This window comes from Corynebacterium sp. HMSC064H12 (genome assembly GCF_001809925.1).
Taxonomy (GTDB): Bacteria; Actinomycetota; Actinomycetes; order Mycobacteriales; family Mycobacteriaceae; genus Corynebacterium; species Corynebacterium jeikeium_D.
The window spans coordinates 64,245-88,441 of the sequence record NZ_KV799336.1; the positions used below are offsets into that span (position 1 = coordinate 64,245).

At 61.6% G+C, this 24,197-nt stretch carries 20 protein-coding genes, 1 tRNA gene and 1 pseudogene; 5 read left to right on the forward strand and 17 right to left on the reverse strand.

All coding sequences use genetic code 11. The features are described 5' to 3' along the window. The 4 genes from HMPREF2681_RS04175 to HMPREF2681_RS04190 all read left to right on the forward strand — a co-directional run bounded on the left by HMPREF2681_RS04175 (nucleotide 1) and on the right by HMPREF2681_RS04190 (nucleotide 5,207). On the forward strand, nucleotides 1–1,386 hold the full coding sequence (locus HMPREF2681_RS04175; protein WP_070546162.1) for a hemolysin family protein: 1,386 nt from the start codon (nucleotides 1–3) through the stop codon (nucleotides 1,384–1,386). Further along, nucleotides 1,383–2,597: a hemolysin family protein gene (locus HMPREF2681_RS04180; protein ID WP_070546164.1), complete on the forward strand. Its 1,215-nt coding sequence runs from the start codon at nucleotides 1,383–1,385 to the stop codon at nucleotides 2,595–2,597. The genes HMPREF2681_RS04175 and HMPREF2681_RS04180 overlap by 4 nt, the downstream gene beginning before the upstream one ends. Then, nucleotides 2,594–3,511 (forward strand): 3-methyladenine DNA glycosylase, encoded by a 918-nt coding sequence (locus HMPREF2681_RS04185; protein ID WP_069359512.1) that lies wholly within the window; start codon nucleotides 2,594–2,596, stop codon nucleotides 3,509–3,511. The genes HMPREF2681_RS04180 and HMPREF2681_RS04185 overlap by 4 nt, the downstream gene beginning before the upstream one ends. A gap of 97 nt (nucleotides 3,512–3,608) precedes the next feature. Next, entirely contained in the window at nucleotides 3,609–5,207 is a 1,599-nt protein-coding gene (locus tag HMPREF2681_RS04190; RefSeq protein ID WP_070546166.1) for a vWA domain-containing protein, read from the forward strand. Nucleotides 5,208–5,370: 163 nt separating this feature from the next. On the opposite strand, the gene HMPREF2681_RS04195 is transcribed toward HMPREF2681_RS04190, so the two are convergent. The 5 genes from HMPREF2681_RS04195 to secA2 form a co-directional block, all read right to left on the reverse strand. Then, nucleotides 5,371–5,874, reverse strand: coding sequence for a MerR family transcriptional regulator (locus tag HMPREF2681_RS04195; protein WP_172620271.1), 504 nt, complete (start codon nucleotides 5,872–5,874; stop codon nucleotides 5,371–5,373). Nucleotides 5,875–6,262: 388 nt separating this feature from the next. Beyond that, complete coding sequence (locus HMPREF2681_RS04200) at nucleotides 6,263–6,862, reverse strand: bifunctional nuclease family protein (RefSeq protein WP_070546170.1); 600 nt, start codon at nucleotides 6,860–6,862, stop codon at nucleotides 6,263–6,265. 45 nt (nucleotides 6,863–6,907) lie between these two features. Then, nucleotides 6,908–7,666 carry a transcriptional regulator FtsR gene (locus HMPREF2681_RS04205; protein ID WP_038625552.1) on the reverse strand — a complete coding sequence of 253 codons (759 nt, stop codon included), beginning with the start codon at nucleotides 7,664–7,666 and terminating at the stop codon, nucleotides 6,908–6,910. Nucleotides 7,667–7,739: 73 nt separating this feature from the next. Then, nucleotides 7,740–8,165, reverse strand: coding sequence for an oxoglutarate dehydrogenase inhibitor Odhl (gene odhI / locus HMPREF2681_RS04210; RefSeq protein WP_038625554.1), 426 nt, complete (start codon nucleotides 8,163–8,165; stop codon nucleotides 7,740–7,742). A 238-nt stretch (nucleotides 8,166–8,403) separates the two neighbouring features. Continuing rightward, complete coding sequence (gene secA2 / locus HMPREF2681_RS04215) at nucleotides 8,404–10,683, reverse strand: accessory Sec system translocase SecA2 (RefSeq protein ID WP_070546172.1); 2,280 nt, start codon at nucleotides 10,681–10,683, stop codon at nucleotides 8,404–8,406. Nucleotides 10,684–10,873: 190 nt separating this feature from the next. Here secA2 and rraA point away from each other — a divergent pair, with 190 nt between their 5' ends. Further along, a complete protein-coding gene (gene rraA / locus HMPREF2681_RS04220; protein WP_048758460.1) occupies nucleotides 10,874–11,347 on the forward strand; it encodes a ribonuclease E activity regulator RraA in 474 nt (157 codons plus the stop codon). A gap of 98 nt (nucleotides 11,348–11,445) precedes the next feature. Here rraA and HMPREF2681_RS04225 read toward each other — a convergent pair. The 12 genes and pseudogenes from HMPREF2681_RS04225 to HMPREF2681_RS04280 form a co-directional block, all read right to left on the reverse strand. Beyond that, nucleotides 11,446–11,519: transfer RNA gene (locus HMPREF2681_RS04225), tRNA-Pro, on the reverse strand. A gap of 86 nt (nucleotides 11,520–11,605) precedes the next feature. After that, a complete protein-coding gene (locus HMPREF2681_RS04230; protein WP_070546174.1) occupies nucleotides 11,606–12,613 on the reverse strand; it encodes a PASTA domain-containing protein in 1,008 nt (335 codons plus the stop codon). Between the two features lie 123 nt (nucleotides 12,614–12,736). After that, nucleotides 12,737–15,037, reverse strand: a complete 2,301-nt coding sequence (der, locus tag HMPREF2681_RS04235) for a bifunctional cytidylate kinase/GTPase Der (protein WP_049193559.1) — start codon at nucleotides 15,035–15,037, stop codon at nucleotides 12,737–12,739. 51 nt (nucleotides 15,038–15,088) lie between these two features. Further along, nucleotides 15,089–15,940 (reverse strand): pseudouridine synthase, encoded by an 852-nt coding sequence (locus HMPREF2681_RS04240; protein ID WP_042389329.1) that lies wholly within the window; start codon nucleotides 15,938–15,940, stop codon nucleotides 15,089–15,091. 341 nt (nucleotides 15,941–16,281) lie between these two features. Next, nucleotides 16,282–16,971, reverse strand: coding sequence for a dethiobiotin synthase (gene bioD, locus HMPREF2681_RS04245; protein ID WP_070546176.1), 690 nt, complete (start codon nucleotides 16,969–16,971; stop codon nucleotides 16,282–16,284). 26 nt (nucleotides 16,972–16,997) lie between these two features. Then, nucleotides 16,998–18,107, reverse strand: a pseudogene (bioA, locus tag HMPREF2681_RS04250) (adenosylmethionine--8-amino-7-oxononanoate transaminase); the annotation flags it as partial. A 354-nt stretch (nucleotides 18,108–18,461) separates the two neighbouring features. Continuing rightward, nucleotides 18,462–19,622 (reverse strand): PDDEXK family nuclease, encoded by a 1,161-nt coding sequence (locus HMPREF2681_RS04255; protein ID WP_141755815.1) that lies wholly within the window; start codon nucleotides 19,620–19,622, stop codon nucleotides 18,462–18,464. A 397-nt stretch (nucleotides 19,623–20,019) separates the two neighbouring features. Next, nucleotides 20,020–20,634 carry an SMC-Scp complex subunit ScpB gene (gene scpB, locus HMPREF2681_RS04260; protein WP_070546180.1) on the reverse strand — a complete coding sequence of 205 codons (615 nt, stop codon included), beginning with the start codon at nucleotides 20,632–20,634 and terminating at the stop codon, nucleotides 20,020–20,022. 165 nt (nucleotides 20,635–20,799) lie between these two features. Then, complete coding sequence (locus tag HMPREF2681_RS04265) at nucleotides 20,800–21,642, reverse strand: segregation and condensation protein A (protein WP_172954612.1); 843 nt, start codon at nucleotides 21,640–21,642, stop codon at nucleotides 20,800–20,802. A 3-nt stretch (nucleotides 21,643–21,645) separates the two neighbouring features. Further along, entirely contained in the window at nucleotides 21,646–22,521 is an 876-nt protein-coding gene (locus HMPREF2681_RS04270; RefSeq protein ID WP_049189940.1) for a ParA family protein, read from the reverse strand. A 64-nt stretch (nucleotides 22,522–22,585) separates the two neighbouring features. Beyond that, a complete protein-coding gene (locus HMPREF2681_RS04275) occupies nucleotides 22,586–23,524 on the reverse strand; it encodes a site-specific tyrosine recombinase XerD (RefSeq protein ID WP_070546182.1) in 939 nt (312 codons plus the stop codon). Beyond that, nucleotides 23,521–24,174: an NUDIX domain-containing protein gene (locus HMPREF2681_RS04280; RefSeq protein WP_070546184.1), complete on the reverse strand. Its 654-nt coding sequence runs from the start codon at nucleotides 24,172–24,174 to the stop codon at nucleotides 23,521–23,523. Before HMPREF2681_RS04280 ends, HMPREF2681_RS04275 begins: the two co-directional genes overlap by 4 nt. Nucleotides 24,175–24,197: the final 23 nt, after the last annotated feature.

Sequence of the window (24,197 nt, forward strand, 5' to 3'; positions counted from 1 at the left end):
GTGGATATTGTTCTCAATATTGTCGCGGTTGTCGGCTTTATCGCGCTAACCGCTGGCACCGGCCTCTTTGTGGCGTTTGAATTCGCGCTGACGGGACTGGAGCGATCTACGATTGACGCCGACCGCGCCCGTTCAGCGGATGCACCTGCTGAGGCCGTTCACAAGGCGCATAATCGACTGTCCTTCCATCTTTCCGGTGCACAGCTGGGCATTACGTTGACCACGCTGGCAACTGGTTTCCTCGCGGAACCGGTGCTGGCACAGTACTTCACGCCGATGTTGCATTGGATGGGGCTCAGCGAGTCTGCAGCGGGACCGACCGCACTGATTCTTGCCCTCATCGTGGCCACGATGTTGTCGATGGTCTATGGCGAGTTGGTGCCAAAGAATGTCGCGATTACAGAGCCGCTGGCAGTAGCGCGAGTTACGGCTCGTCCGGTGATGGCGTTTAACTGGGTGTTCCACTACTTCATCCATTCGCTGAATGCCACGGCGAACTGGCTGGTGCGCAAGCTCGGTATTGAACCGGCGGATGAGTTGGCTTCAGCGCGTTCCCCTCAGGAGCTGGAAGCACTGGTACGTAATTCTGCGGAGCAGGGTGCATTGGATGAGTCGAAGGCCGCTGTACTCGAGTCGTCGTTACGCTTTGGCGAAACGACGGCGGAGGACCTAATGACGCCGCGGTCGACGATTACCTCCCTCGATGTCGATGACACGGCGCTGGATCTGCTGGCTGTCGCTATCGAATCGGGGCATTCCCGCTTCCCCATTACTGACGGGGACCTCGATGCCACTGTCGGTGTTGTCCACGTCAAGGACGCATTTGCGGTGCCTGCGGCGAAGCGCTCAACCACCACCATGCGGGAGATTGCACGGCCTGTGCCGACGCTGCCGCAGTCGCTGGACGGCGATGCCGTACTGGAGGCCGTGCGTTCGGCCGGCTCGCAGATTGCGCTGGTCGCCGATGAGTACGGCGGCATCGCCGGCATTGTCACCATCGAGGATGTCGTCGAGGAAATTCTTGGCGAGGTCTGGGATGAGTACGACGACAAGGAGTCCGAGCAGGAAGTCAAACGCGCGATCGAAGGTTGGAACTGCTCTGGCCTTGTGCGTACCGACGAGCTGCCGACCAAGGTCGGATACTTCGCCCCAGAAGGTAGCTTCGAAACGCTCGGTGGCTTGATTATGTTTGCGCTCGGTCGCATCCCGGAGGTCGGTGACGTCGTCCTGCTGCCAGAGACCGAACGCGACTTCATGTACGAGTTCGAATCGGGTATCGCCGGACGCTGGTACGCCCGCATTCTGGCGATGGATGACCGCCGCGTGGACCGTGCCATTTTGATTCCTGTGACCAACGAGCGCGCTAAGGAGATGTTCAACCTATGAGTGACTGGTTTGGAATCCTCCTGACTTTCTTCTTGTTGTTGGTCAACGCGTTTTTCGTGGGCGCGGAGTTCTCACTTATTGCTGCGCGCCGTGACCGTTTGGAAGCGCTGCTGGCTCAGGGAAAGAAGCGCGCACGCACAGTTATCAATGCTTCTGAGCACCTGTCGATGATGCTCGCCGCCGCACAGCTGGGCATCACCATTGCCTCGCTACTGCTGGGTAAGGTCTCTGAACCGGCGCTGGCACATCTGCTGGAAGCTCCTTTCCACGCCATGGGTATTCCGGAGTCGCTGCTGCACCCGCTGAGCTTTGCCATCGCATTGATGCTGGTGTCAGTGCTGCACATCATGCTCGGTGAGATGGTGCCGAAGAATATCGCGCTGGCAGGACCGGAAACGATGGCCATGCTGCTTATTCCTGTTCACATGGTCTTCTACCGCTTGACCAAGCCGCTGTTGCTGCTGTTTAACTGGATGGCTCGCCATACGCTTAAGCTGTTCGGCATTGAGCAGCGCGATGAGCTCGACACCACTGTCGATTCCACTGAGTTGGCATCGATGATTGCGGAGTCTCGTCAAGAGGGGCTCCTTGACAGCGAGGAGCACGTCCGCCTTCGTCGCACACTGGCTTCGGCCACGCGCACCATTGAGGAGGTACTGATTCCGCACGAGCAAATTCGGCGCCTCCCCACCGCACCGACTGTGGGCGACCTAGAGACGGCGGTCACCGAAACTGGATTCTCCCGGTTCCCCGTCGCTGCAGCCAACAATGAACCCAACGAGTACCGCGGCTATGTTCACGTGAAAGATGTCCTCGACCGCGTCATGGATCCTGCCTCCGGCCCAGAGACAGCCATCCCCGATGACGAGATTCGCCCGATGATTGAGATTCCGATCGATGCCACGCTGGATGAGGGATTGCGCATCATGCGCCGCTACAGCGCCCACATGGCAGTGGCTGTACGCGCTCGCATGCCAAAGCCGCACCTGCGCGCAAACGCCCCGGCAAGCATCGCTCCGAAGACTGGTGCTTTCTCCGGCGCGGAGCAGATCGGCATCGTGGCTCTGGAGGACCTCATCGAGGAGCAGGTCGGTGTCGTGCGCGACTGGACCCACGAGGTCTCCCCGCGTCGCAGCGGTGCGCCAAAGCAGCACTCGACCGTGAACCAGCCCCGGACCCGACCGGGCAGCACGCAGCGGCGCCAGCCGTGACGCCTACGCCCGATTCGTCTTTCGATTGGCGTGAAGCCAAAGCAAGGCATATCGCCCGCGTCGATGTCCTGACCCGCGACCGCCTGTCCCGTCGCAGTCGCGGCCAGCGCCACCCGGTCTGGGACTTCATCTTCGAGTACTACCCCGTTAAACCCGGCCAACTCCGCCGCTGGTCACCGGGCATCGGCGTAGATCTTCCCGGTGCGACGGCCAAAGACATCAGTCACCTGAAGTTCTTTACCCTCGACACGGACGACACTACCGATAGCCCTGCCCGCAAGGAGCCCACCGATACCGCCTCTGGGACGGCGCGCATGGATGTTTCGGCGTACGTCGATAAGCGAGGTACGACGGTGGCGTACATCGGCAATCTGTTGCGTTCGACGCGCGCGAATCCGGCGCACTTTGACTGCTTTGGCCTGCATGAATGGGCGATGGTGTATCGCCAGCCCGAGCATCGTCACCCGGAGCCCCTGCGGCTGGGTCAGGCAGGCACGGACGAGGTCGTCGAGGCCCACACGGTTCGATGTACGCACTTCGACGCCTTCCGTTTCTTCACGCCCGACGCCGTGCCGCTCAACGAGTTTGCCCCGACGCGCGAGACACAGCCGCACTGTGAGCAGATGGGGTGTCTGCACGCCAACATGGACTTGTATAAATGGGCGACCAAGCTCGGCGAGGCGGTCCCCGGCGACCTGTGGCTGGATACTTTCGAGCTCGCGTGCAGTGCCCGTGAGTTGGATATGCGCGCCGCTCCCTACGATCTGCGGGATTGGGGTTTTGCGCCCATTCGCATCGAAACGCCCGAAGGCAAGGCCGAGTACGTCCGCCGCCAGCGTGAGCTCAGCGCGCGTGCCGATGTTCTGCGCGGCCGTCTTCTCGAAGTGGTAGATGTCGCCTTGTCCACGCAGTAAAGTTGGCAGGAGTTACGTGCGCGTTTGTGCTTTACGACGAGGTCTGCTGCGAGTCGACAGTGCCGAGCACACTCAGCATAGAAAGGGCTAGAACGACATGGGACGACACGCCTCGGGAGAGAACAACTATCGAGTGGCTAAGGGGCCTTTTATTGCCGTCTTGGTGGTAATTGTTCTGGTGGCTGCGGTTTTTGCCTGGGTTAATCTGCGCAAGAGCAACGATTCGTCGATTGATGCTGACCGTGCACGGTGTACGAAGGGTGACCTGACGCTGGTGGTGACCGCTGATCCTGCTGCGGTGGGCTCGGCACAGAAGCTTGTGCAGGACTATGGCGAGTCGAATCCCGTGGTGAGGGACTTCTGTGTGCGGCCACAGATTACGGTGGCGGGCTCGCAGGAGGTTGTGAACGCCCTGACTGAGGCTGGCGGTGCTGAAGCTGGTGAGGGAGCTCCGGAGGACCCCGCTGCGGATGAAGCTGGTACCGGAATTATGACTCCGGGCGTCTGGATTCCCGCCGATATCTCTTTCGTGGACCAGGCGAAGAACTCGGACAAGGTCAAGGTCAACAACCCCAAGACGTGGTTGCCGCCGATTGCCAGCGGCGTGGCCTTCACAACCAATCGTGCTGACCAGCTGAACAACGCCACTTGGGAAGAGCTTGCGGGATTGCGCGTGGCCGCCCCCGGTGGCTCCGATGCGGCACTGTCTGCGGTGATCAGTGCTCGACTTGGCGGTGGCCCGGATGTCGCTCGCGAACGCGCGGGCTTGGGTGAGGTCTACACCTCCAATACTCTGCTGACCATGCTCAGCCAGAACGTCGCTGATTTCGACGGCGTGGCCGCGACCCAGCCCATGCTGCAGATGGCCGGCGAGGGGCTGAAGCTGGTCTCCCCTGCGGATGCACCCCAGTTGCACGCGCCAGTTGTCACCTTTGGCTCCGGCGGCAAGATTGACGAGAACACGGCTCGCGCGGCCGAGGACTTACGGAACTTCGCCGCAGATCACGGCGCCGACGGCGAAGCTGCTGAGAGCACTTTCGGCCCTGAAGTAGCGGAGAACTTTGGGGTGCTCTCGCAGATTCAGACGGATTCCTTTGCGCTGCCGCCAGCACTGGAGCAGCCGGACGCGCAACAGCCCGCAACTGCGGTGGGTTCGGCACTCCTGCTTGCTGACACCTCCGAAGGCGTCGATGTCGGGGCGCTGTCTGCGGCACTGACCGGCGCTATCGATGCGGCACCTGGCGGCCGTTACGGCCTGTGGACATTCGCCCCCGAGGTGAACCGTCTCGCGGAACTTCCCGCCCCCGATGACGAGGCCAACAATGGTGCAGACGCCGTAAAGGGTTCGCTGGCCGAACTTCCGGCCGGTGGTGAGGCGCAGTTCTGGCCAGCACTTATCGATGCCTACCAGGCCGCCCGCGACACCTACTCCCCTGACAAGCCGAACCGTCTCGTCGTGCTCACCTCGGGTCGCGATGCCTCGGGCGCCGATGCCGCCGAGTCTGTCGAGAGGATCAAGGAACTCATTAGCCCGGACCGCCCGGTAACGATTGAGGTCATCGTGCTTCCCGACGGGGACAGCTCCAGCCCCGAGCTGCAGGAAGTGGCAAATATGACCACTGGCTCTCTGCGCATTGCGGCTGACTACGGCGATGGCCTGGCCTCTCAGTTGGCTGCGGCTATCGGTACGGAGTAAGTAGAAAAAACCGCCTCCATCTGGTCCAACCTCGGGAGAGGTAAGACGGAACCAGTTGTGGAAGGCGGTTTTCGTTTAGTTTGTTTCGGCTATTTGAGCGGCGGCCGTAGCAGCGACGCCGCTATTCAGCCGTATCGTTGGCGGTTACCGTATCTGTTGGCTGTTAGGAGATGCGACGGCGACGACGCTCAGCCAGCTCGTCGATGCCAGTGCCTGGGTTCTCCTGAGTACCGTCGATACGCTCGGACGGGAAGGAGGCGATGGTGCCAGTCAGTTCCTTCATAATGCCCGGGACAGCAATGCCGAACACTCCCTGGCCACCGTTGAGCAGGTCGATGACCTCTTCATTGGAGCGACACTGGTAGACGGTGCGACCGTCGGAAACCAGAGTGATGGTAGCCAGGTCATCGACGCCGAGGTCGCGCAGGCGGTCGACAGCCAGACGGATGTTCTGCAGGGAAATACCGGTGTCCAGCAGTCCGCGGACAATCTTCAAAACGAGGATGTCACGGAAGGAGTACAGACGCTGGGTACCTGAGCCCTTGGCGGTACGAATAGAAGGCTCCACCAGCTTGGTGCGTGCCCAGTAGTCCAGCTGGCGGTAAGAAATGCCCGCTACCTGACATGCGATAGGAACGCGGTAGCCAACCTGCTCGTCCGGCCCCATGTCGAACAGGGATTCCTGAACCGCGCGTGGCTCTTGCGAGTCCGACGCACGGAGCTCATTGTCGCCAAAGAGCGAACCGCTGTTGTCGTCGACCATATAAATTCTCCCGAGGTAGTTTCACTGCCGTTATTTATCTTTCGCCAAGGTTAATCGGCTGTCAATACATCACAGGACGACACGCCGAATCTCTAAACCTAAAGTTAAGGTTTAGAGTTTGGAGCCACAGTTTCCCCAGCTCAAGCACAACCCGGGAGCAAAACCGCAGGACGGAATGAAACTATAACTTACGAAAAGTTACCCCTTTTATGGGGTCATTCAGCGACACGCCGGAGGAAATAAGCGTCACAACTACCTCAAAAGTAGCCAGTTATTCACTCCAGTCACACGTTTAACGGTCGCCATCGGAAGCTGAATCGGCGCCACCGTCGGCTTCACCATCAGACTTCTTGTCCTCCGCATCACCATGCGGCTCGGCGAAGTAGTCAGCATCAATACTGTCGAGGAATTCCGCAAACTCCGACACCGATGCCTCGACGGAGTCGGTCTCCGACTCGTCGGCAAGCGAACCGCCATTGGTTGCGACGAGACGCGCCGCTACCGACGTGGCGTCGAGCACATCACGCGCGACATACAGCGGAACCTCAAGCTCGCTAGCGATAAGGATGAGGTCGGAGGGCCGCATATCAATCTCTGCACCACCTTCGAGCACCAGGCTGGCGATGAAAACGCCCTCATGCACGCCCGTAATCTGGCCGCGCAGGGCGCTCTGCCCCACCATGTCCAGCGTATCGACGAAGACCTCATGCATGCCCGGGCGACGCTGCGTAGCGCCGGTCTCACGGGCGGAGTACTTCGTCGCCGTCGCCAAATCAATCCAAATCGGGATAATCCGATTGGTCTCTTCGGCATGCAGGAGCAGCACTGGATCGTCCTCAGGAGGATGCGCCATCCAGTCTAGAAACTTGACTTCTACGAGTTTTTCGTCCATAACAGCGATAATTGTAGCGAGCCGCTATTCACGCGCGACTACTGACTACTTCCCCAGATCTTTGTTGACCTGGCGCTTGACCAACGTGCCGTGCAGCGTGACCATCAGCGCGGTCATCTCACGGCCCATCTCCACAGCCTTCTGCTTGCCACTAGCCGCACGCGACTTACTCAGCGGACTAGCTGCCAGCGACACCAAATCAGCCTCACGGGTCGCAGCGGTACGCACAGTTTTGAGGTGGCGGGCATCCAGGCCGAACTCAGCCAGCTTGACTGCCGTCTCAGTGATGAGCAGGTCATCGCCGTCGAACATGTTCAGCGTATCCGGAGTAATCAGGCCGACGCGGACCAGCTCAGTGATGAACTTCTCGCTAGCGCCGGTGCGCTCTGCCAGCTCCGCCTGCGTCAGCGAGACCACTGCAGCTTCGCGGAACTGATCCGCCGTCACCAGTGGAGTAACCGAAGCCAGACCGTCGCCGCCAGCGTTGCCCGCATCAATTTCGTCGAGCTGCTCTTTAATAACCTTCAGCGGCAAGTAGTTATCGCGCTGAACGGTCAGAATGTAGCGCAGACGGTCAATGTCCGCTTGGCTGTAGCGACGATAGCCCGAGGAACTACGCGACGGGCACAGCAGCCCTTCCGACTCGAGAAAACGAATTTTGGACAGCGTTACATCAGGGAACTCAACCTTGACTTCCTTCAGCACAGCACCGATGGTCTTCTTCTTGCCCACCGAGCGTGCTTGCTTCGCAGTGCTTTCTGACGAAGCCGGCTGCGAAACCGCTGATTTGTGTACTGCTGCCACTGGTCTTTTCCGAGCCTTTACAAAAATAAGGGAGGGTTAATGCCGACAGACGTCGACACTAACCGATGTCGAATTAGTTACCGATAAGGAATACGAGGCGGAACTTACCGACCTGGACCTCGTCACCATTAGCCAGAACCGCGGAGTTCTTCGGCTCGCGGTTAACGTAGGTGCCGTTCAGCGATCCCACGTCGACAACCTCGTAAGAGTCACCGTTCTTGCGGAACTCTGCGTGGCGACGGGAAACAGTCACGTCATCGAGGAAAATGTCGCTTTCCGGGTGACGACCAGCGGTGGTGACTGCCTGATCGAGCAGGAAACGCGAACCCGCGTTTGGCCCCCGCTTGACGACCAAGAGTGCCGAGCCTGCCGGAAGTCCTTCAACACCGGAGACCGTGGAGTCCGTGTTAGAGCTGGACTCCATCTCCTTCAGCAAATCTGCACGGAAGACCGAGGTGGTCTCGACCGATGCCTCTGGCTGGCCGCTATTGCTAGTCATATCTTTCCCTCCGGGATAACCTTGGGCGATTTACTCGTTACTTTTTAGATAATAGCGCCCCAACCGATTTCATGTTGTTATCTAATCCCAACCATGTTGTGACGCAGCTCACCGACAGGGTATGTACAACATGATTGATATGCGTAAATACCGACATCGGAGAGCTTTCTCCGTGGGTGTACCTAGGCCGGTCACCTGAGAAATATTTTCAAATTGTTACCAAACCTGTGGTTACGACTTACCTAAACATCGCTGCAATTGAACCGACGACCGAGCCACCACCATTGCTCAATGGGTTGTCGTTGACCATGTACGTCCACGTCGAGCTCGGGCGGGCAAGTCCCGTGTCCTCCAGATGCGCGCCATCGCTATCGATTTCGACCTCCTGGAAGGTCTGCACTGAGTCGGTCACAGCATTGTTGACCAGGTTTTTAAAGGCTCCGATGGCGGCGCGGTGGAACTCATCAATGGGGCTTTCCTTAGCCAGCGCGCGCAGGTGAATCGACTCCCGCAGGTCGTCCAGATCCGCCAGGTGGTCCGACCACCCGCGATCCAGGTGGCTCAGCATAATTTCCCGGGCAGCGTCCTCGGCGACGTCGCGCCCAACTGCGGCTTCCACTTCCTTCGCTCGCGCCGATGCCAGCTTGGACAGTTCTTCCCAGGCAGCATTCGTAGTCAGCAGTTTCTCCCGGCGCTCATCCAGAATCTCGCGCTGGTCGCCGATGAGCTTGTTGTACTTCCATGTCGTCGCATGAATCGACAGCATGGTCGCCTCTGTCACCCGCTGCGCGCGGTCGATGAACTGGTAGGCCCTCTTATCGCGAACGCGTCCATCGTCCTCAGGCAGCACGCTCAGTGTTTCGCCGGCAGCACCTTCGGAAATCACCGGGTCATCCAGGGAGACAAAGAACACCGACGAGCCTGGATCGCCCTGGCGCCCGGCACGGCCACGCAACTGGTTGTCCAGTCGGTCAGTGCGGTGCTTGCCCAGACCAATGACGCATAGGCCACCGCGCTCGACCACCGCATCGCGGTTGGATTCGTCTGCCCCTCCGAGGCGGATGTCGGTACCGCGGCCGGCCATCTGGGTGGACACCGTGACGCGGCCAATATCGCCAGCACCCGCGATGACTTGGGCCTCCAGCTCGTCATTTTTCGCGTTCAGTACCGAGGATTCGATGCCGCGCAGGACTAGCGCATCGGCCAGTCGTTCCGATTCGGCCACGTCACGGGTGCCTACGAGTATTGGTCGACCAGTGCCGTTGAGTTCCACGACCTCGTCGACAAGCGCGGCGAACGCGTCGTCGGTGGTGGCGTAGATGCGGTCGGGCTCGTCGTCACGAATGCATGGGACGTTGGGTTCGATGACGGAGACGTGAAGTCCGTAGAACTCGCGGAACTGGTCGCCCGCGGAGGTGGCGGTGCCGGTCATGCCGCAGGTGATGTCATAGCGGCCGACGAGTTGCTGGATGGTCATGGAGTCGAGGATGCGACCGCCCTCAGAGACCTGCAGGCCCTCCTTGGCTTCTACCGCCGCCTGTAGACCGTCCGGCCAGCGCTGCAGTTCCGCCACGCGTCCCTTCGAAGCGTCGATGAGCTGGACCTTGCCGTCGCGCACGATGTAGTCGACATCGCGCTGCAGCAGCTCGTGGGCGTGCAGTGCAACGTTGACCTGAACCAGAGTGGTGCCGACGTGCTCGGCGTCGTACAGTGAGCCGATGCCAAGCAGCCGTTCGACGCGTGCGGCGCCGGTATCGGTGAGGAAGACGTTGCGACGACCTTCGTCGACGGTGTAGTCGTCGCCGAGCTGCAGGCGGCGCACCACGTCGGTAATCTGTCCGGTCGGTGCGGTGCCCGGCTCATTGCCGGCAAGCACAAGCGGGACCAGCGCTTCATCCACCAACACGGAGTCGGCCTCGTCGATGATCGCGACATCAGCGGGCGACTGCACGCGGTCTTCGATGGTCGGCGCGCAGCGGTCGCGCAGAACGTCGAAGCCGAGTTCGTTGACGGCGGCGTAGACGATGTCTGCCGCATATGCTTTACGACGCTCCCCCGGTCCCTCCTGCGGCGAAATAGCCGACACCGAGAGCCCTAGGAACCCGAACAGCGGTTGCATCCACTGCGCGTCGCGGCCTGCGAGGTAGTCGTTGACGGTCACCGAATGCACGCGGTGGCCGCGCAGCGCGAAACCGGCTGCAGCCAGGGCGCCGGAGAGAGTCTTGCCCTCACCGGTGGCCATCTGGACAACGTCTCCCTCCATGAGCGCCAGTGCGCCCTGCAGCTGCACATCAAAGGGGCGCATGGACAGGGTGCGCTGGGAAACTTCGCGGAGCGCGGCTAAAAGCTCCGGTGCGTCGGTGGCGTGTTGGCGGGGGAAGTCGGCGAGGTCAGCGTCGGAAAGCGCCTGTACCTGTGGCTCGAGCTCAGCGGCACGCGCCACCAGCCCTACGCTGCGTTTTTGGTTGCGCCCTTGCTTGCCGCTAAGAGCCTTCCAAAACCAATTAAACCCAGCCATCTTCTACCCTTCCTGCGCACGTGTGGTTGTCGGCGCGTTCTGACTCACCAGAGTAATCAATCTGGACCGCCCTTCGGAGCACCAATCGCTGCCAGCGAATTTGCACCATATGTCTTTAGTCACATCTTGAGTTTGAAACAATGGGTTTAACACTTGATGCGAGCAATTTTCGGAAGGACTTGAATCCCCTATGGCAATCGAATTCATCCCCACCGCTGACCTGGTTGACGAGATCGGCCCGGACGTGCGTTCCTGCGATACCCAGATGCGTAACCTCGGCGGTCGCCTGGAGTTCTGCGGCAAGATCTCCACGGTCAAGTGCTTCCAGGACAACGCGCTGCTGAAGAAGGTTCTCTCCGAGCCGTCTGAAGGCGGTGTCCTCGTCATCGACGGTGACGCTTCTGTGCACACGGCTCTGGTCGGTGACGTTATTGCGGGGCTCGGCAAGGACAATGGCTGGGCTGGCGTGGTCGTCAACGGCGCGATTCGCGACTCCAAGCTGATTGGCGAGATGGACTTCGGCTGCAAGGCGCTTGGCACCAACCCGCGCAAGTCCACCAAGACCGGCGAGGGCGAGCGCGACGTCGTTGTCTCCTTCGGCGGCATTGACTTCGTTCCGGGCGAGACGCTCTACGCTGACTCCGACGGTATTGTCGTGCGCTAGTGCGCTTGTGCGCTAGACGGCAGACAAAACCGCAAGCAATAGCCGTAAACAAAAGCCGCCGCCTCCCGGAATCTTCCAGAAGACGGCGGCTATTTTTGTCGGGCTGACCGGATTTGAACCGACGACCCCCTCACCCCCAGTGAGGTGCGCTACCAAACTGCGCTACAGCCCGCGTGCACGAAAGTGCAACGAGCTATAGGTTACATCATTGGAGTTTGAAGGCGAAAATCGCCCCAGACCCCTGCCCTGCCTACCGCATTACTGCAGGTAGATGGTCACAGGCGTGGATGTCTCCGCCATCTGTCCCTCCGGCGGATCAATCGAGGCAACCTTACCCATAATCGCGGCCACAGAGTTGGTCGGATTGCCCTCGGCGTCGACGACAGTCACATTCTGGTAGCCGTTGGTACGCAATTCCACCTCAACCGATGCCGGGCTCTTGCCCACCACGCCCTGCGGGATGGTGCCCCAACCGCTGCTGCGCTCACCGGGGCCAGGGATAGCTGGCGGCGACTCGCGAAGTTGGTCGAGCTCCTGCTCAAGGCGCTCACGGGTGTCGTTAATCGTGCCCGACGGGTCCAAACGATCGGTTGGGCTTGTCGTGGTTTCTTCCGGCGAGGTTGTCGTCGGCGTCGGGCTTGACGACGTCTCCTGCGTCGGCTCCGCAGTATTGTCGTTTTTGTCCTCGGTTCCGGAAGTAAAGGACAAGACCAGGGCTACCAGCGCGACTACGGCCACCATGGCGGCGATGGCCACAATGGCGACAGGCTTGCCCCAGCCCTTCTTAGAGTCATCATTGCCACTGTTGCCACGGTTATTACCGCGGTTGTTGCCGTTATTCATGTCGCCGTAACCGCCTGCGCCGCCTGCGGAGTACTGCTGGGTTGCACCTGCCTGCTGGCCCGCCTGACCATAGCCGCGTTCTTCTTCAGAAAGCGGGGCCCAGTACTGGCCGCTACCCTGTGCGCCACTGCCTTGTGCACCGGCGGCACCAGCACCTGCACCGGCTCCGGCACCTCGCGAGTTCTCAAAACGTGTTTCATCGCCACGCTGCAGGAATTGTGTCTCAGAGGAGTCGCCACCGAAGTATTCGGTCGGCTGCTCGCCCGCGAAGTCGGCATCTGGGTTGTATCCGCGGTATCCCTCGTCCCGCGGAATGTAGCGAGTCGCGGAGTCATCGCCGTATGCGCTTGAGGAATCGCGTCCGTAGCTGTTGTCTCGGCCATCGTGCTGAGAGCCGTCACGGTTGTTGCCGCGCCTGACCATTGTCAGTTCTCCTTATCGCTAATTTACTGAAACTCTAAAATGCCAACGAAAAGCCCAAAATGCAATCGCCTAAATCACATTTTGGGCTTTTCTCAGCTCGCCACGCGCAACTGGCGGAGCTTCCTAGCGGCGCTTCTTCTTCTCGCGGACACGCACCGCGATGCGCACCGGCGAGCCCTCAAAACCGAATTCTTCACGCAGCTTGCGCTCCAAGAAGCGACGGTAGCCGTGCTCCAGGAACCCGGTGGTGAACAGCACAATTACCGGCGGGCGCGAGGATGCCTGGGTGGCAAACAGCACGCGCGGCTGGCGGCCACCACGCAGCGGTGGCGGGTTCTGCTGCATGATCGCACGCAACCAAGTGTTCAGGCGACCAGTGGAGATACGCTTATCCCACGACTCCACGGCCTCCAGCATGGCCGGCTCCAGCTTCTGCACAGCGCGACCAGTCTTGGCGGAGATGTTCACCCGACGAGCCCACGGCACGTGTGCCAGCTGCTCTTCAATTTCGCGCTCGAGCAGATCGCGACGGTCCTCATCCATGAGGTCCCACTTGTTGTAGGCGACCACAAGTGCGCGGCCGGAGTCGAGAATCATGCGCAGCACGCGCTGGTCCTGCTCGGTAATCTGCTCGGAGGCATCGACCAGGAAAATCACGACCTCGGCGTTGTCAATCGTCGAACGGGTACGCAGCGAGGCGTAGAACTCGTGGCCCTTGGCGGTCTTGGTCTTCTTGCGGATACCAGCGGTATCCACAAAACGCCAGAGCGCCTCGTCCATCTGCACCAGGGAGTCCACCGGGTCAACCGTGGTACCGGCCACGTCGCTGACCACTGCGCGATCTTCACCGGAGAGCTTGTTCAGCAGCGAAGACTTGCCCACATTCGGCTTGCCCACCAGCGCCACACGACGCGGCCCGGTCGGCAGCGACTTCGCACGCGGCACCTCCGGGAAGGAGGACACCACTTCGTCCATCACGTCGGCATTGCCACGACCGTGGAGGGCCGAGGTTGGGTGCGGCTCGCCGAGCCCGAGGGCCCAGAACTCCGCGACGTCGCCAAGCTGCGAATCCGACTCAAACTTGTTGGCGGCGAGAATAACTGGCTGCTCCGCGCGCTGCAGGCGGCGGGCCATGACCTCTTCCGTGGCGGTGATGCCGACGGTGGTGTCGACGACCATGACAATCACATCGGCGGTCTCCATGGCGGTCTCCGCCTGACGAGCAATCGCCGCATGCATACCCTTCGCATCCGGGTCCCAGCCGCCGGTGTCCTGCACCCAGAAGCGACGTCCGCCCCATTCACCCAGGTAGGAGATGCGGTCGCGGGTCACGCCCGGGAAGTCTTCGACAACTGCTTCACGACGGCCAATGAACCTGTTAACCATGGTGGACTTACCAACATTCGGTCGTCCCACAATGGCCACGGTCGGAAGAGCTTCTTCCTCCTCGTCGCTCACGCCAAGCGCTGCGAAGGCGTTTTCCAGTTCTTCCCAGTCGGCATCGTCGTCAATCTGGCCGGTTTCGGCGCGCTCGATGGCTTCGGAGATGATCGTCTCGTGGTCGGCAATCGTGCGGTCGATGAACTCATCTGCGCTGGTGTGGCTACCTGCGGTGCCCGGCGCGTTTTCGCTCTCCACGTTTGCGACCAGGTGTCCGGCGGTGTCGTCCTCGGAATCGTCGTAAGAGCCCTCGAACTCCTCGTTGTCGACATCGTCCCAGTCCATGGTGGACCCCGGGTAACCGGCCTCAACGACATCGAGGACGTTTTCCACGACCTCTTCAATGTCCATCTCAGAGGTGTCCAGAATGAATGCGTCCTCGGCTGGCTTCAGCGGAGAGGTCGCACGGTTGCTGTCGAGTTCATCGCGGCGGATGACGTCGGCAAGCACGGTGTCGAAGTCGGCCTCACGACCAGCGGCGATGTCCTGGTCGTAGCGGCGGCGAGCACGGACCTCTGCGGAGGCGGTCATGAAAATCTTCGCCGGGACGTCCGGGAGAACGACCGTGCCGATGTCGCGACCTTCCACCACACAGCGCACAGCCGATGCGGCCAGCGAACGCTGGAGTGCGACCAGGTTGGTGCGCACGGCCGGAATCGCGGAGACCGCCGACACGTTGCGGGTGACCTCCGGGCCGCGAATCTCGCCGGAAACATCCTCGCCGTCGAGGAGGACCGCAGTGGAGTTCGGGTCATCGGAGACTTCCAGCGGTAGGGCGGCCGTCGCCTTGGCCACGGCTTCCTCATCAGTCGGGTCGATACCCTGGCGCAGCACCCACAGGGTGGCCACGCGGTACATAGCGCCGGTGTCCAAGTACTTTGCACCCAGCTCGGTTGCGACCATCCGAGAGACAGTCGACTTGCCAGTGCCGGAAGGGCCATCAATGGCAACCAACAGCATGTCGTCAGTGTTCTGCTCGCTCATGTGGGCTCCTTCAGCTCCTTGGTTCTCTTCGTTCTTCTTCACTAGTGCCATTTACAGCCCCACCGCGTTGTAGAGGGAGGTCAGCTCAGCGCGGTTGAGTGCGCGGAGAGCGCCCGGGGTCTGCTCGCCCAGCTGGACAGTGTGAATCTTAGTGCGCACCAGACGCTCGACCGGGAAGCCCGCAGTCTTGAGCATCCGGCGGACGATGTGCTTGCGGCCCTCGTGCAGCTCGATGCGGACGATAGAGCGACCCTGCCAGACATCGATGATCTGTGCCATGTCCGCCTTAGCGATGCCGTCATCAAGCTCAATGCCCTTTTCCAGCTCACGCATGACCTTGGCGTCGACCTCGCCGACGACGGTGGCCATGTAGGTCTTGGTGACCTCGTAGCTCGGGTGCATCAGACGGTTGGCCAGCTCACCATCGTTGGTGAGCAGCAGCAGGCCCTCGGTGGGCGCATCCAGGCGACCCACGTGGAAGAGTCGCTGACCAGCGCTGATCTTCTCACCGATGATGTCGCCCACACACGGGCGGCCCATGTCATCGTGCATGGTCGACTGCACGCCACGCGGCTTGTTCAGGACGAAGTACTGCATGTCCTCATTGACGATGACGCGGGAACCATCGACGCGAATCACAGACGTGTTCGGGTCCACCCGCACGCCCTGCCGCGTCACAATCTTGCCATCGACCTCGACGCGGCCTTCGTCGATAAGCTTTTCCGCCATACGACGCGACGCCACGCCTGCCTGTGCAAGCACCTTCTGCAGACGTACGCCTTCACCTGCTTCGCTGTGCACGCGCTTGCCCGAGCCGCGGCGGTCGGAGTCCACGTGCTGGTGGCGCGCCGGGCGGGCGTTGGATACGTAGATGTCCTTCGCGTGGACGTTGGAGGTCTCCACCTTCGCGCCGCTGTCGCGACGGCTGCGGTTGCGCTGGGCGTTAGTGGAGCCGCGGTTGGATTGATTCTTACGGTTCTTGTGTGCCGGTGTGCCTTCTCGGCGAGCGGGTTTAGCCACTTGACCTACATCCTTTTCAAGCGTTGGAGAATGTTCTGTTTGTTAGAACGTCAGCGCCAGGCGACGCTGTTCTCTCCCCCGTGGGCCCAAAATGGCCGGTGGAAGCAGGTTAATAAAGAGAATTACAGAGAAAGCCTCGCGCCTTGTCGTCTAGCCACCTTAGCACGTTTTTCGCAAAACGCCAGCTTAACGACGTCGCGCGCGGCCTCCACCTACAGCGCCTTTTACAGCGCTGCGGCCCACTCTCGCACGCCCGGCAGCCACTGCGTAGCTTTCGCCACAAACTCCTGCCGCTCCAACCTGCCCGCTCCGGCCTGCACCGACCCCAGCAGCGGCACCCCGGTGATGCGCGGCAATTCTTCCAGGTTGGTCTCGATGATCGGGTCGATCTCCGCCGGCAATGAACCTCCGACCAGCGCCGTGACATTGACTCCACGGCCCCGCGCCACCTCGACGGTGAGCTCCGCCTCGTTCAGGCAACCCAGGTCCAACCGCGTCACGACCACCATCTGACTACCCGGCAACAACCCCGCCAGCTCCGGCAGCGCCCAATCCTCGCCGAGTCGCACCAGCAGTCCGCCCGCGCCCTCCACGAGGACAACGCGGTTCGGCCCGTCGATAAGCTTGATCTTCTCCGCGATCTCCGTGGCGTTCGGCAGGCGCATTCCCGCGCGCTGCGCCGCCGCCAACGGCGCCATCGGCTCGGGGTAACGCTCGAAACCATGCAGGTTATCGATCCCCGTCAGCTCTGCGACAGTGTCCAAATCGCCGCCATTTGGGCCCGGGAAACCGGTCTGAATCGGCTTGACGACGTGCACCTGCCTGCCCTCTTCGCGTAGTGCCGCCGCCAGGGCTGCCGTGCCGATGGTCTTTCCAATATCGGTACCGGTGCCGGTGACAAGGACGATGCTCATGGTGGTTGGTGCTCCTTTTGGTTGCGCTACTTGCGTTCTTCCTCGGCGGCGACGATGGCGGCGATGGCCTCGCAGATACGGTCGACCTCGTCATTGGTGCTGATGTACGGCGGCATGGTGTACACCAATTTGCCGAATGGCCGCAGCCACACCCCGGCATCGACGGCCGCTGCGGTGGCCAGGCCCATGTCCACTGGACGCTGCATCTCCACGACACCGATTGCGCCAAGGACACGCACGTCGGCCACAGCATCGCTGCTGGCTAGGGGCTGGAGCTGGTTGCGAAGTCGGGACTCGATGCGCGGGACATCCTCACGCCACTGCCCCTCTGCAATCAGGTCGAGCTGCGCGCAGGCCACGGCACAGGCCAACGGGTTGCCCATGAAGGTCGGGCCGTGCATGATGCCTCCGCCTGCGCCACTGGAAATGTTGCGAGCCACGTCGGCGGTGGCGAGGGTGGCTGCGAAGCTCATAAAGCCGCCGGTCAGCGCCTTGCCGACACACATAATATCCGGCACAATCCCGGCCGCCTGCGTCGTGAACAGGTCGCCAGCTCGGCCGAAGCCGGTGGCGATCTCATCCGCAATAAGGAGAATGCCGTGCTTGTCACACAGCTTCCGGAGCCCCACAAGCAGCTCGTGGTCATGGAACCGCATGCCACCAGCGCCTTGGACTACCGGCTCAATGATGATGCCGGCGACGGAGTCGTCGATAAGCGAATCGAAGTGCGCGAGATAGCGTGCGCGTTCCTCTTCGGTTGCGCCGCGGGCGGGCGGTTTGTCGGCGAAGACCTGCGGAGTCCACTGCCCCGTCCACAGCGAATGCATGCCGCCCTGGGGGTCGCAGACAGTCATGGGTGCGCGAGTGTCGCCGTGATAGCCGCCGCGCCACGTGGCCAGTCGGGTGCGCTCGGGATGGCCTTTGGCCTGCTGATACTGCAACGCCATTTTGATCGCCACCTCGACGGAGACCGAACCCGAGTCGGAGTAAAAAATGGCATCGAAGCCGGGGCCTGCGAGCTTTAGGAGCTTCTCCGCCAGTTCGATGGCCGGACGGTGTGTGAGTCCGCCGAACATGACATGCGACATCGTGGTGGCCTGCTTCTTCGCGGCTGCGATCAGCTTCGGGTGCGTATGGGTGCCAGATGTGGTCGGCGTCGAATTGGGCGAGGTCGGCGATGGTTGGCGGGGTGTGTGGTTGGGCGGGTGGTTGGGAGTGCTGCGGGGTGTGCGACTGGGAGTGCTGCGGGGTGTGCGGCTGGGCGGTTTCCGAGGCTGTCATGATACTCAGCATAATACCTGTACAGCGCCAGACTTGAACGCCTTTCGGGGTTGGTGGTGGAGCTTCTCGCAAGGATTACAGACAGTCTCAGTGACTTTACGACACCCATGTCACCTCGTGGCAGCTGTGGAGGTGGCATGAGGTGACACTCGTGTCGTGAAGTGGACTTAGGGCCTGTGGAAGCGGGCCGAGAGCGGTGCCGACGCCGCCTAGTACAGCCGCCCCGCTTTGCTCCACACCCGTCGGCGACGCATGGCCAACTCGGCCGCCTTACCTGTGATCGTGATGGGCTGCCGCGCGAAGGCGTAGTTACCGCGATAGCAACTACCACCATTTGCTAGGTGACGCCGGATTTCCGCGGCTGCTTGCCGCAAGGTGGCTACGGCGGAGCCGTCGAAAAGCTGTGACCAGACGATCCGGATGACATTCAACCCGAGGTTCTTCAGGCGCTTTTCGCGCTCCAGCTCCTTTGCGATTGCCACCTGCGTGTCCGCGACTCCACCGTCGGTGTATTTCATACGGCCGTCGAACTCGACGACCAGCCCAAGTTCGGGCAGGTAAAAGTCCACGCGTGCGATGAAGCCACGATCATCCCGAAAGGAAACCTGCTGAAGCAACGGAGCCCGAGAATCGTCGACAGCAGCTAGCCCCGCCTGGACGATTGCTTCTTTAGTGAGCGATTCCCCAATGCTTTCCGACGACGCTGTCGCTTGCCCCAACAATCTCCTGGCCTGCGCATTTCCCGGAGCGCGAGGATATGCAGCCAGCGTAGCCGACAGTTCCTCGGTGTCGGTGTGGCGCTGGAGGGCGGCGTCGGCAAGCACTAGCGCATTGTGCGGGGTGCGGGAACGGCAGACGTCGATGACGGACTTTGGGACATCGGTGACGAGGCGGCCATCGACTTCTACGATGTCCTCGGGGAGAATCCGGCCGGAGACGCGGATGAGGCGTTTGTGCGGCTGGTACGGGCCATTCGGTGTGCTTCGCGATTGCCCGCGCGTGCGGCCGGAGTTGGCGATTGCGATGGGAGTGTTGTGCGTGAGTAGAGGTAAACCGTGGAGAGCAGCGGCGGCATCGCGGGTGACTACGGTGGTGGTGCCGCGATGGACGAGCGCTTTGATTTCCAGGATGTAACGTTCGGTGCTGTTTAGGGTGAGCCACCTGTCGACAGGCACGTACGCGCCGTATGCGAGCCACAGGAGGCTGCCGCTTTTGGCCCGCCGGAGGAGATCTCGGTCGGAGTGCTGGCCGATTCGGGAAATTGCGAATGTGCTGGGGCGGGCGCATTCGCGCTGCTGGCCGGTACGGATGATGTCGTCGGCGTCGTAGATCCACTGCGGCATCGGATTGCGCTCCTGAGGTCCAGGCAACTGCTGGTTGGTGGGTGGCGATGTGAGTGTTTGTGGGTTTGTGAGTGTTTGCGAGTGCTTGCGAGTGCTACGTTCTCATTTTTGGGCTCACACGGAGACTCAGGAGGCATCGATTTGGCATCGACTGTGGATAGTTTGCAGTTTTCGGGAGTTATCCACAATGCGTGTGGTGTGTGTGGTGGGTGTGGTGTGCGGTGTGGGTGTGGTGGGTGCAAAGGCTCGCAGTGAGCCGTCGTGAGCGGCAACCGCAGCCCCAAAATGCGACTTCACGACACCTATGTCACCTCGTGGCAGCTGTGGAGGTGGCATGAGGTGACACCCGTGTCGTGAAGTGGATCGATGACCGTCAGGCGAATCGAAAACCGTGAAGTGGGTCGTTCAATAGAGTGAACCCCGCCTAGTCCAACGGCTCGTCGATCAAGTCGACCTCAGGCAGCAGCGGAGCCAAATCAGGCAGCTGGTCCAGCGAATCAATCCCCAAAAGCTCCAGGAACAGCGTCGTCGTAACGTACAAATGCGCACCGGTTGCCGGGTCCTCTCCGGACTCCGCAATCAGACCGCGCGCGACCAGCGTGCGCATCACGCCATCAACATTGACACCACGCACACCGGAGACCTGCGCACGCGTGGCCGGCTGTCGGTAAGCCACTACTGCCAGCGTCTCCATAGCTGCACGTGAGAGCTTCGACTGCGAGCCATCCAGCAAGAATCGCTCGACCGCGCTGGCGTGCGCGGGAGCTGTGTAAAACCGCCAGCCCTCATCCGTTTCACGCAGCTCAATGCCGCTGCGACGTGCACGGTGTTCGTACTCAATCTCGCGAAGCACGTCACGGACATCACTTGCGGAAACATCCAGCGCCCGCGCCATATCCTCCGCCGCCACCGGCGTATCGACTACCAGCAGAATCGACTCCACGCCTGCTCGCAACGGGTCAATGGGCGGCAATTGCGCCGAAGAAGCAGACACGGGCTCCACGGCCTGCTCGGATGGTGCGGAACTGGTTTCGCTCATGCGCGTCAGATTACGCAACCTCCCGCGCCGGGCGCTAATTGGCCGGGCGCTAATCAGCTGTTAGCGCCAGCCCAACCAAGCCCACGCCCGACCAAGCCCACGCCCAACAGCCAAGTCCCAACAGCCCAGCCCCAACGCAGCCCAGCCCCAACGCAGCCCAGCCACCTACTCCCAGTTCGCCGCCGCCACGACGGCCGGGTCCACGTCCAGTCCGGTCCAGGCCACGTGGATTTCCTCCAGCGCCTCCTCCTGCTCCACACCGATCGCCTTGGCTCGGTAGAGCTCCAGCAGCGCCAGGAACCGCCCGACAACCTCCATGGACACGCGGCACTCCGAGGTCAGCTGCGTAAACGTCAACCAGGTCCCCTCGCCGGCCAGCCGCAGCGAGTCCAGAATTTTGCCCGCCTGCTCCGGCACGGACACGGGCACACCGTGGATGTGCCCGACGCCGACTTCCTCCGGCGGCTTCGGCCGCATCACGACGGCCGCAAACTCGGCAAACTCCCCGAGCGTCATGCCCAGGCGCACGGGCGGCAGCAGCTCCTCGAACTGCTTGTCCGGCCCCACAGCTCGCGGATAGCGCCGCGGCGCGGTCTTCTGCCACTCCTCGAATTGGTCGGCTACCTTGCCATACGCCTGGTATTGCAGCAGTCGGGCGAACAGCAGGTCGCGTGCTTCTAGCAGTTCGAGGTCTTCTTCGCTGTCGACGTCGCCACGCGGCAGAAGTCGTGCGGTCTTGAGGTCGAGCAGCGTCGCTGCCACGACGAGGAATTCGGTGATTTCGTCGAGATCGCTGACTGCGTCGAGGCTGCGCGTGTACGAGATGAACTCGTCCGTCACCGCCGCCAGCGCGACCTCGGTGACGTCCATCTTTTTGCTGCTGATGAGCTGCAGCAGCAGGTCGAAAGGCCCGTTGAAGTTCGCGAGCGCGACGCGGAAGCCGGTGATCTCTTCCTGCACGCCCTCGCTTGACGACGGTTCGGGAGTGTAACTATCCGGGGAAGTCACCTATTATTTGCGGCCTTTGCGCTCGATGACCTCGCGGGCCAGGTTGCGGTACTGTGCCGCAGCTGGGGTGTTCGGTGCCCAGGTGGTGATGGGCTCGCCGGCGACGGAGGTTTCCGGGAAGCGGACGGTACGGGTGATGACCGTGTCGAAGACCTTGTCACCGAAGACCTCGATGAGGCGTTCCATGACTTCTTTGGCGTGGCGGGTCCGGCGGTCAAACATGGTGACCAAAATGCCCGAGACTTCCAGGTTGAAGTTCAGGCGGTCGCGGACCTTGGCCACCGTGTCGGTGAGTAGTGCCAGACCGCGCAGGGAGAAGTACTCCGCCACCATTGGGATGATGACGCCCTCGGAGATGGTCAGCGCATTGACAGTCAACAGGCCTAGCGACGGCTGGCAGTCAATGATGATGAAGTCGTAGTCATTCATCACTGGGCGCAGCGCGCGTCCGAGGGCCTGCTCGCGGCCGACTTCGTTGACAAGCTGAATCTCCGCAGCCGACAGGTCGATGTTGGCCGGAACGAGGTCCAGGCCGGAGACCTTGGTGTGGTGGATGGCATCGCGAACGTCGGTGGTGTCATCGACGATGAGGTTGTAGACGGTCAGGTCGAGCTCCTCATGCGGGACACCAAGACCGGCGGATAGTGCGCCTTGTGGGTCTAAGTCAACGAGCAGGACTTTACGACCGAACTCTGCCAGCGCCGCACCCAGGTTAATGGTCGAGGTGGTCTTACCCACGCCGCCCTTCTGGTTACACATTGCCAGGATGACTGCGGGGCCGTGACTGTTCAGGGGTGCGGGTTCCGGCAGCTCACGTGCCGGACGACCGGTGAGACCGAGTTCAACTCGATCGGCCTCAAACAACCCTTCTTCAGCCACAGTCAATCCCTCTTCCTTGAAGATTTCTCATCAATTCTACTGCGCGATATATTACCGCCACATATTACCGCGAGTATTCAGCCCGTGGGTGAGCCCCCGCCCAGACTCGTCGCATATTCTCCGCGGTAATCATGGTGTAAATCTGAGTCGTCGTCACCGAGGCGTGCCCAAGCAGCTCCTGGACCACGCGCACATCGGCACCGCCCTCAATGAGGTGTGTGCCGAAACTGTGGCGCAGGGTGTGCGGGGAGATTTTCACGCTCAGCCCGGCGCGCTCGCCTAGCTCCGTCAGTGTATTTCCCGCCGACTGCCGAGACAGCCTGCGCCCCAGCGAGTTAATAAACAGTGCCGGCCCGGAGTTCGCCCGCACCCAGCTTGGCCGCCCGCGTGTCAGCCACGCATCCAGCGCCGCCATAGCCGGCAATCCCACGGGCACGATGCGCTCCTTGCCGCCCTTGCCGCGCAGCAGCACGAGGTTGGTTTCGCGGTCCACGTCATCGATATCCAGGCCGGTGACCTCGGAGACGCGAGCTCCTGTCGAGTACAGAAACTCCACCAGTGCACGGTTGCGCAAATCCGTCACGTCGGCGGTCTCATCGTCGGGGATGGACTCGATAAGCCGGGTGACCTCATCAATGCTGAGTGCCTTCGGATACCGCGAGGGCTGCTTCGGCGGCGACACCCGCTTGGCGACATCCACATCCAACGCGCCCTCACCCACCGCGAACTTATGGAAGCTCCGCACTGCGGACAGCGAACGCGTCACCGAGGTCGGGGCCAGTGCCGGCCTGCCCGCCGACTTGTCTCCCCGCGCGAGGTACGCCAGGAACTCTGACACATCCTGCTCGGTGACCTGCGCCAATTCCGCGCGGCCAATCTCCCGCAGATAGGTGCGGTACTTCTCCAGGTCACGCTTATAACTGGCGAGCGTATTCGCCGACAGGCCTTTTTCCACCGCGAGGTAGGTGACGAAGGCGTCGACAAGCGCGTCAATCGAACTCATCGGATGCGTTTCAGATCCGCGCCGGCGCCGAGCTGCTCTGTTCGACGCTTCGCCAGGGCCGTCGGTCGGATGTCGAACGGCTCCGCGACCGAGCGCGGCGTCGCACCCCTCAGCAGCACCTCCGCCGCCAGCAAAATACCGGACAGCGCGATGCCGTTGAGGATCTCTCCGCGCAGCGCCATCGCCACCGCATCGTCGACCGCAATCCACGACGCAGTCATGTCCGCTTCCTCATCGTGGGCTTCCGGCTTATCGACGGCACGGAGCCCCCTGGCCAGATAGATCCGGACCGCTTCCTCTGCGAACCCGGGCGAGCTGAACATATCGGTAAGCAGGGACCAGGACTCGGCCTCCAGTCCGGCTTCCTCGACCAGCTCACGCTTGGCGGCCTCCAGTGGGTCCTCGTCCGCGACATCGAGAAGTCCGGCCGGCAACTCCACCAAGCGCTGCCCCGCTGCCTGCCGCCACTGATTCAGCAGGTAGAGGCGGTTATCCTCATCTGTGGCAACGACTGCGACAGCGCCGAAATGCTCCACGATCTCGCGGGCGGACACATTCCCGCCTGGCATTCGCACCTGGTCGCGGCGGACCGCGATGATAGGTGCCTCGAGAACAATCTCGGAATCAACAACGTCAAATTGGTGCGCCATGAGCTTCACTCTAATAGGTAGGC